The following is a 9619-nucleotide window of genomic DNA, read 5'->3' as shown; positions in this document are numbered from 1 at the left end:
AAGTGTACATACCAGAAGATGCTTTTGATGATGCGATATGGTGTTGTTCATAATTAGTCCCCATTAAGGAAATGCCGCGCGATCGATTATTCTTTAAACAAAACATACTAGACAGAAAAGATATGATGAAAAATAAAGTTAAAAGTCCTCTCATGTAGAAGGGCTTTTATTCTTTTTCATTTATTTTTTCATTACACTGTTTATATATAATAGAAGGAAGTAAAAAATATATAATTTGTTATTACCATGTTGGTGTAAACCTAATGCGCCTTATGGCAACAAAAAATATTTATTTTGTGCCATTCGGGCAAGATGCACCGCACAATAAGCCTAATTCTATGGTAGCGCGAATGGAATTATTGCAAGATACAATTGTTGAATCGATGGAAGGAAAACAACTGCAACCAGTCGTTGTAGAAAAATTCAAGTATATGAATTAACAAGCAAAAAACAGACAATTTTTTTCATGAAACCATCATTCTTATCGCAGAATATGATAAAATTAATTCTATTAAGAATGAGAAGGAGTATTTGTTACTCCTTTTTATTCTAAGTATAGAAGGATTGGTACCTAGAAAGGGGCATAGTGATGGAAAAGAAAAAATCTTTTCATGTCGCTGTAGTTGGAGCAACCGGCGCAGTTGGTGAACAAATGTTAAATACTTTAGAGAAACGTAATTTTCCAATTGGACAGTTATCGTTACTTTCATCTAAACGTTCTGCAGGTAAAACGCTTTTATTTAAAGGAGAAGAAGTAACAGTACAAGAGGCTACTCCTGAAAGTTTTGAAGGAGTGGATATTGCACTCTTCAGTGCGGGTGGATCTGTATCAAAACAATTAGCACCAGAAGCAGCAAAACGCGGTGCAATCGTTGTCGATAATACGAGTGCGTTTCGCATGACGGAAAATGTTCCGCTTGTTGTACCAGAAGTAAACGAAAAAGATTTATTAGAGCATAATGGAATTATTGCAAATCCAAACTGTTCTACCATTCAAATGGTAGTTGCTCTTGAACCAGTTCGTCAAAACTTTGGTTTAAAACGAGTAATCGTTTCCACATATCAAGCTGTATCAGGAGCAGGAGCGGCTGCAATTGAAGAGCTACATGAACAATCACAAGCCATTTTAAATGGTGAAGAAGCAAAAGCAAATGTTTTACCAGTAAAAGGTGATGAAAAGCATTATCCAATTGCATTTAATGCGATTCCACAAATTGATAAGTTTGAAGATAATGGCTTTACATTTGAAGAAATGAAAATGATTAATGAAACAAAGAAAATTATGCATATGCCAGATCTTGAAGTAGCGGCAACATGTGTCCGCTTGCCGGTTGTATCAGGTCACTCTGAATCTGTGTATATTGAAGTGGAAAAAGAAGGTGTAACAGTAGAAGAGCTGCGTACCCTGTTAGCGAATGCAGAAGGAGTTGTACTGCAAGATAATCCAGCAGAACAAGTATATCCAATGCCAGCAACTGCAGTTGGTAAAAACGAAGTATTCGTTGGTCGCATTCGTAAAGATTTAAACAATGATAAAGGATTCCATCTTTGGGTCGTATCTGATAACTTATTAAAAGGTGCTGCATGGAACTCTGTTCAAATTGCAGAACGATTAGTGAAATTACAATTAGTGTAAACGGCTAAAAGAAGGTGCAAAAATGAAAATTATTGTCCAAAAATTTGGTGGTACATCTGTACGTGATGAAAATGGTCGAAAACACGCCCTTCACCACATCAAAAAATCATTGAAAGAAGGCTATAAAATTGTAGTTGTTGTATCTGCGATGGGTCGCAAAGGTGAGCCATATGCGACTGATACATTATTAAGCCTTGTAAGTGAAAAACAATCGTTTATTTCAAAACGTGAACAAGATTTATTGTTGTCTTGTGGTGAGTTAATTTCGGCAATTGTGTTTTCAAATATGTTAAATGAAAATGAAATTAGAGCGGCAGCATTCAATGGTGCACAAGCTGGCTTTATTACAAATGATGATTTTACAAACGCTAAAATCATTGAAATGAACTGTGAACGTATACGTAAAGAGTTAGAAGAAGTAGATGTAATTGTCGTAACGGGATTCCAAGGGCAAACGAAAGAAGGCGATACGACAACACTTGGACGCGGTGGAAGTGATACATCAGCGTCGGCATTAGGTGTTGCGCTTCATGCCGAATATATTGATATCTTTACAGATGTAGAAGGTGTGATGACAGCTGATCCTCGTATTGTAAAAGATGCGCGTCACCTTGAAAATGTAACATATAATGAAATCTGTAATATGGCATATCAAGGTGCAAAAGTTGTTCATCCTCGTGCTGTTGAAATTGCGATGCATGCAAAAGTACCACTGCGTGTGCGTTCTACGTATTCTGATAGCGAAGGTACTCTAATTGCAGCGTATGATGGTGCAACAAAAGGTCGTGATGTACAAGAGCGTCCTGTAACTGGCATTGCTCATGTTTCCGATGTAACGCAAATTAAAGTGTTAGCAAAAGACGGGGCATATGATTTACAAACAGAAGTGTTCAAAGAAATGGCAAATGAAAAGATTAGCGTAGATTTGATCAATATTTCTCCTACCGGTGTAGCATACACAGTTAGTGATGATGTTGCAGATCGAGCAGTTGAAGTGCTTCATAAGCTTGGATATGATCCAATTGTAACGGAGCACTGTGCAAAAGTATCTATTGTAGGAGCTGGTATCGCAGGTGTTCCAGGTGTTACAGCAAAAATTGTCACATCATTAGCTGAAAATGGAGTTCAAATATTGCAATCAGCAGATAGCCATACAACAATATGGGTACTTGTGAAAGAAGAGAAACTTGTAGATGCTGTAAATGCACTTCATCGTGCATTTGAGCTTTCAAAAGAAAAGCAACTGGAATTATAAGGAGTGAGACCATGAGAGATTTTGGGACAATTGCAACAGCGATGGTCACACCGTTTGATAAAAATGGAAACATCGATTTTGCAAAGACAACAAAATTGGTAAACTATTTGATTGATAACGGGACAACATCAATTGTTGTAGGAGGAACAACAGGTGAATCCCCTACATTAACATGTGAAGAAAAGGTAGCATTATATCGGCATGTCGTATCTGTTGTCGATAAAAGGGTACCCGTGATAGCTGGAACTGGTAGCAACAATACACATGCTTCTGTGGAGCTTACGAAAAAAGCTGAAGAAGTAGGCGTAGATGGGATTATGTTAGTTGCACCATATTATAATAAACCAAGTCAGGAAGGTATGTATCAGCACTTTAAAACAATTGCTGAAAGTACAAAACTGCCGATCATGCTATACAACGTTCCAGGTCGATCTATTGTACAGATTTCTGTTGATACAGTTGTTCGCTTATCACAAATTCCAAACATTGTTGCAATCAAGGATGCGGGCGGCGACGTATTAACGATGACAGAAATTATAGAAAAAACAGATGATGATTTTGCTGTATACAGTGGTGATGACGGATTAACATTGCCAGCTATGGCAATTGGAGCAAAAGGTATTGTATCTGTTGCTTCTCATATTATTGGTAATGAAATGCAAGACATGATTGCAGCATTCCAAACTGGTGATATGAAAACAGCGCAAACGCTTCATCAATTGTTAGTAAGAGTGACAAATGCATTATTTATGGCACCGAGTCCAACTCCTGTCAAGACGGCATTGCAAATCGTAGGATTAGACGTTGGTTCTGTTCGTTTACCTCTTCTACCATTAACTGAAGAAGAAAGAACGCAATTACTTGAAGTTATACAATCTATTCCTCGCTAATAGGAAAGTGGCTTAGTGATATTTGCTAAGTCACTTTTTGTATTTTATCCCGCTATTTTGAAGATATGATTACCGTTTATAAAACATTTTTACTACCAGACGGTTTACTTTACTGTTACCCAGTTTATTGTCTTATACATATTCTTCTCTTTTCTTTCTTATAATTTAACTTGTGTTCTATTTCTTATATCAGTTATAATATGGCTAAGTAGCTTAGTACGGGTATGCTTAGCAAAAATGGAAAAACTTTACGGGTTATCGGATTTTGTATGAATTTACATAAAACATTTGATTTATATAATGAAAGAGAGGTGGAACCTGGTTTAAAAACAAAAAACGTGATAAGACCTTCGTTTTAGATGTTGAAAAATGATGGTGGAGTTTCCCCTGGTTTCTCTACAATGTTAGTGGGATCAGTTTTTATACTATTTTTAAACCAGGCAACAACATGAAGAAGAAAGAGATAGATACTGTAAAAGTATTCGCTCTCGGCGGAGTGGGCGAAATTGGAAAGAATATGTACTGCGTGGAAATTGATTCTGAAATTTTTATTGTGGATGCAGGACTTATGTTTCCAGAAGAAGAGATGTTTGGAATAGATATTGTTATTCCTGATATCACATATTTAGTGGAAAATAAAGAGCGCGTAAAAGGGCTATTTATAACACATGGCCATGAAGATCATATTGGTGGTATTGTTTATGTGTTAAGAAAATTAGACATTCCAGTTTATGGAACGAAATTAACAAACGGTCTTGTGAAAGAAAAATTAGGAGAAGCGGGCATGTTAGGCCGTGTTGATTTAAGAACGATTGATTCTAATGCTACTGTAGAGTTCGATACAACAACGGTTTCTTTCTTTAAAACAACACATAGTATTCCAGATGCTGTGGGTGTTTGTTTCCATACATCACAAGGTGCAATTGTATATACTGGTGATTTTAAATTTGATCAAACTCCTATTGGGAATAATGGTTCAGATATTGGGAAAATGGCACAAATCGGCAATGAAGGTGTACTTTGCTTACTATCTGATAGTACAAATGCAGAGCGCCCTGGCTATACAGGATCTGAGAGAGAAGTCGGTCTAGAGATTTCTAAAGTATTTTATAATTCAGAAGGCCGTATTATTGTAGCTTCATTTGCGTCTAATGTTCATCGTATTCAACAAGTTTTTGATGCGGCTTATGAAACTGGTCGTAAGGTAGCAGTAGTGGGACGAAGTATGGTAAAGGTAGTTGATATTGCATATAATCTAGGCTATTTGAATATTCCAGACGGTATGTTAATTTCACTGCAGGATGTTGATAATTATCCTGAGAAAAAGGTGACAATTTTAACGACTGGAAGCCAAGGTGAGCCAATGGCTGCCCTTTCTAGAATGGCAAGACAAGCTCATAAACAAATTTCAATTCGTAAAGGTGATACAGTCATTATTGCAGCATCCCCAATTCCAGGGAATGAAACATCTGTCTCAAGAACAATTGATTTACTATTTAGAGCAGGTGCGGATGTCGTATATTATGGAGAAAAGAAAGTCCATGTTTCTGGGCACGGTAGTCAAGAAGAATTGAAGTTAATGTTGAATTTAATGAAACCGAAATATTTCTTGCCTGTACATGGTGAATTTCGTATGCAAAAAGCGCACGCCCGTTTAGCTCAAGATGTTGGAATTCATTCGGATCGTATTTTTATCACTGAAAAAGGTGAAGTAATCTCCTTTACAGATGGTGTAGCGAAACCAGCAGGGAAGGTTCCAGCTGGAAATGTATTGATTGATGGATTAGGCGTTGGTGATGTTGGGAATATCGTGTTACGAGATCGGAAAATGTTATCGCAAGACGGTATCTTAGTCGTTGTTGTAACCCTTGGAAAAGATGGAAAAAAAATTATTTCTGGACCAGAAATAATTTCGCGAGGATTTGTTTATGTTCGTGAATCTGAAGCATTAATTGAAAAATCAACTGATATCGTACGTACAATTGTAGAACAATCTATTAAAGAATATTCTATTGAATGGTCAACGTTAAAACAAAATATTCGTGAATTACTTGGACAATTTTTATTTGAAGAAACGAAGAGAAAACCGATGATTTTACCAATTATCATGGAAGTATAAGAGAAAGCTGCCTATTTGTAGGCAGCTTTTTCTTTCATCCTCTGTCGAATGAAATTTATAACTTAAGAAATAATAGTTATATACGTGAGAAAGGGGATACGACATGATAGAGCGTGATGAAATGAAAAGTGAAGAAAAAGAGCCCAAGACAAAAGAAGAGACGAAAGAAGCTTCTGTATTAGAGAAAATTCAGCAGCTTGGACAGACAAATGTCCCGCAATTAAATGAATCGCGTATTCATTGTTTAACGATTATAGGGCAAATTGAAGGACATGTGCAATTGCCACCACAAAATAAAACGACGAAATATGAACATGTTATTCCGCAAATTGTAGCAATTGAACAAAATCCTAAAATTGAAGGATTATTAATTTTGTTAAATACAGTTGGAGGGGATGTGGAAGCTGGGCTTGCGCTTTCTGAAATGATTGCTTCGCTTTCCAAACCGACTGTATCGATTGTACTTGGCGGAGGCCATTCCATTGGTGTGCCGGTTGCGGTATCAACAGATTATTCATTCATTGCAGAAACAGCAACAATGACAATTCACCCTATTCGTCTTACAGGTCTTGTAATAGGTGTTCCGCAAACATTTGAGTATTTAGATAAAATGCAAGAGCGTGTTATTCGTTTTGTAACAAAGCATTCCAAAGTAACAGAAGATCGTTTTAAGGAGTTAATGTTTGCAAAAGGGAATTTAACGCGAGATATTGGTACAAATGTTGTAGGTTTGGATGCGGTGAAATATGGTTTAATTGATGATGTTGGAGGGGTTGGCCAAGCGATCAAAAAATTAAATGAATTAATTGATGCAAAAACATCAACTGAACAAGGTGGGGCGTTGCTACAATGATTTTATATACGATTATGCCAGAGCAACTCGTGTATCCGATGGATCATAGTGAATTTGCGAAACAGAAAATTATTCATGTAGATGGTATTGATATGGTTGTGGAAATGGGAAATGAAAATAATTATTCTGTTGTACGTGTATTAAGTACAAACCCCCAACATTTTTTACAATATGAACCTGGGCAGAAAATATCCTTTTCGTAAAAGCAGGATTTTGTTTATGAGCTATGGTATAATATAAAAAACAAGAGGGTGAAGCAGCCGTGTGTGTAGGCTGCTTTCTTCAGTTTATTCTGTAAAATTCTGTTTGAGTGGGACTATATTGATTCTGTGAAAGTTATATTTTTGAATGAGAATTTGAGGTGAAGAAATGGCAAAACAAAAGCAAAGAGGGACGAAAACAAAAGCAAGACGTACCATAAAGCCAACTTTGTACTACGAAATCGTCGGTTTGACTCTTTTTGCGCTCTCCATCATTACAATTATGCAACTAGGTGTTGTCGGAAAAGCATTCGTGCTATTTTTTCGCTTTTTCTTTGGAGAATGGTACATACTTGGAGTGCTTGGGGTTATTGCACTTTCTATAGCGTTTGTTATAAAACGAGAGTGGCCGAATTTATTAAACAAACAATTGATTGGTCTATATTTAATCGTATTAGCTATATTGATGTTTAGTCACATTACATTAGTTAACCTTTTAACAAAAGATGGGGCAGTACAAAGTTCATCTGTTATTGTAACGACAAAAGATTTGTTCTTTCATGAAATGAAAAAAGGAGTCGACTCAGTACATTTAGGCGGGGGAATGTTTGGGGCTATTATGTTTGCGACATGCTACTTTTTATTTGATGAGGTTGGCGCGTACATAATTGGAATGATTCTCATTTTGCTTGGTGTATTATGTATTACAAATAAACATATAGGAGAAGTACTTGCGCCGATTGGACGTATACTTAGACGGCAATTTCAAGTGATGCAAGGTGATTATAAAGATTGGCAAACGAAACGGGCTGCTGAAAAAACTGAAAAGAAAAAGACATCTCGCACGCGGAGTGAACGTCATGTGCAAGATGTGCCGGAGTTAGTAGAGCATATAGAAGAAGCGGATGTAGCGCCGCCGATTATATCAAACTTTACTGAAAACTATGCAACGCTGGATCCAATAAGTGAAGAACTTCCTGAAGCAACTCAAGAGGATCCTTTGCCGTTGCAAGAAGAACAGCCGCAGCGGAAAAAAGGTGAAAAAATTGTTGAATCGCTTTCTGGAGAGACGACAGCACCGCCAATGCATTTTCCTGATGTTGAAAATAAAGACTATAAGTTGCCGTCTTTAGATCTATTAAAGTTTCCGAACAATAAGCAAGTGACAAATGAGAATGAGACGATTTATGAAAATGCTCGTAAGTTGGAACGAACATTCCAAAGCTTCGGTGTGAAAGCGAAAGTAACAAAGGTTCATAGAGGGCCAGCTGTTACAAAATATGAAGTATATCCTGATATGGGAGTTAAAGTTAGTAAAATTGTTAGTTTAAGTGATGATTTAGCACTAGCTTTAGCGGCTAAAGATATTCGAATTGAAGCACCGATCCCAGGGAAATCAGCTGTTGGTATTGAAGTGCCAAATTCAGAAGTTGCAGTGGTTACGTTAAGAGAAGTATTGGATTCGAAAGCAAATAATCATCCGGAAGAAAAGTTATTAATTGGACTTGGGCGAGATATTACAGGTGAAGCTGTATTAGCACGTCTAAATAAAATGCCCCATTTACTCGTAGCAGGGGCAACTGGTAGCGGAAAGAGTGTATGTATTAACGGGATTATTACAAGTATTTTAATGCGCGCTAAACCGCATGAAGTGAAACTTATGATGATTGACCCTAAAATGGTAGAATTAAATGTATACAATGGTGTTCCGCATTTATTAACGCCTGTTGTGACAGACCCGAAAAAAGCGTCACAGGCATTAAAAAAGGTTGTCAATGAAATGGAACGACGTTATGAATTGTTTGCGCATAGTGGAACACGGAATATTGAAGGATACAACGAATACGTTAAACAACATAATGAACAATCTGAAGCGAAGCAACCAGAACTTCCGTATATTGTTGTTATCGTGGACGAGTTGGCCGATTTAATGATGGTTGCTTCTTCTGATGTTGAGGATGCGATTATGCGTTTGGCACAAATGGCACGTGCAGCTGGTATTCATTTAATTATTGCAACGCAGCGTCCATCTGTAGATGTTATTACTGGTGTTATTAAAGCCAATATTCCATCGCGAATTGCTTTTGCTGTTTCTTCTCAAACTGACTCAAGAACGATTCTTGATACAGGAGGAGCGGAGAAATTGTTAGGACGAGGTGATATGCTGTTTGTACCAATGGGTGCTTCTAAGCCAGTTCGTGTACAAGGTGCATTTTTATCAGATGATGAAGTAGAAAAAGTAGTAGAGTATGTTGTTGCGCAGCAAAAGGCACAATATCAAGAGGATATGATTCCGCAAGATGTACAAGAAACGAAGCAAGAGGTAGAGGATAATATATATGATGAAGCAGTGCAACTCGTTGTAGACATGCAAACTGCATCAGTCTCTATGTTACAGCGCAGGTTTCGTATTGGATATACGCGTGCGGCTCGATTGATTGATGCAATGGAAATGAACGGTGTTGTCGGTCCATATGAAGGAAGTAAGCCTCGTGAAGTGCTGGTAAAAGATATTCAAGAGAAAAGTTCGTGATAAAGTGAAACTTTAATCAGTGGTTTTTTTTTTCATCCCCCACTGATTATTAGTTGAACCAATCGGGCTTTTACGGGCAGTTTATCTCCCACCTAACTTCTTTGCTTTTGCCGAATTTTGAGGTGGGAGTATT

At 37.2% G+C, this 9619-nt stretch carries 7 protein-coding genes and 1 pseudogene; all 8 read left to right on the top strand.

Annotation, left to right across the window (positions count from 1 at the left end):
• Positions 1-251 precede the first annotated feature (251 nt).
• Positions 252-440: pseudogene (spoVFB, locus tag V7024_RS21715) on the top strand (dipicolinate synthase subunit B); the annotation flags it as partial.
• 149 nt (positions 441-589) lie between these two features.
• Entirely contained in the window at positions 590-1636 is a 1047-nt protein-coding gene (gene asd, locus V7024_RS21710) for an aspartate-semialdehyde dehydrogenase (protein ID WP_335523811.1), read from the top strand.
• A gap of 22 nt (positions 1637-1658) precedes the next feature.
• The gene (gene dapG / locus V7024_RS21705) at positions 1659-2891 is read left to right on the top strand and encodes an aspartate kinase (RefSeq protein ID WP_335523809.1); all 1233 of its coding nucleotides are present in this window, start codon (positions 1659-1661) and stop codon (positions 2889-2891) included.
• A gap of 11 nt (positions 2892-2902) precedes the next feature.
• Entirely contained in the window at positions 2903-3781 is an 879-nt protein-coding gene (dapA, locus tag V7024_RS21700) for a 4-hydroxy-tetrahydrodipicolinate synthase (protein WP_335523807.1), read from the top strand.
• 448 nt (positions 3782-4229) lie between these two features.
• On the top strand, positions 4230-5900 hold the full coding sequence (locus V7024_RS21695) for a ribonuclease J (protein WP_335523805.1): 1671 nt from the start codon (positions 4230-4232) through the stop codon (positions 5898-5900).
• A gap of 121 nt (positions 5901-6021) precedes the next feature.
• Complete coding sequence (locus V7024_RS21690; RefSeq protein WP_438824497.1) at positions 6022-6753, top strand: ClpP family protease; 732 nt, start codon at positions 6022-6024, stop codon at positions 6751-6753.
• Positions 6750-6956, top strand: coding sequence for a YlzJ-like family protein (locus V7024_RS21685; RefSeq protein ID WP_098917263.1), 207 nt, complete (start codon positions 6750-6752; stop codon positions 6954-6956). The genes V7024_RS21690 and V7024_RS21685 overlap by 4 nt, the downstream gene beginning before the upstream one ends.
• A gap of 166 nt (positions 6957-7122) precedes the next feature.
• Positions 7123-9486 carry a DNA translocase FtsK gene (locus V7024_RS21680; protein WP_335523799.1) on the top strand — a complete coding sequence of 788 codons (2364 nt, stop codon included), beginning with the start codon at positions 7123-7125 and terminating at the stop codon, positions 9484-9486.
• The last annotated feature ends 133 nt before the right edge of the window (positions 9487-9619 follow it).

This window comes from Bacillus sp. JJ864, from assembly GCF_036963045.1.
Taxonomy (GTDB): domain Bacteria; phylum Bacillota; class Bacilli; order Bacillales; family Bacillaceae_G; genus Bacillus_A; species Bacillus_A pseudomycoides_C.
Note: the sequence above shows the minus strand (reverse complement) of the source record. Positions and strands in the feature narration are given on the sequence as shown.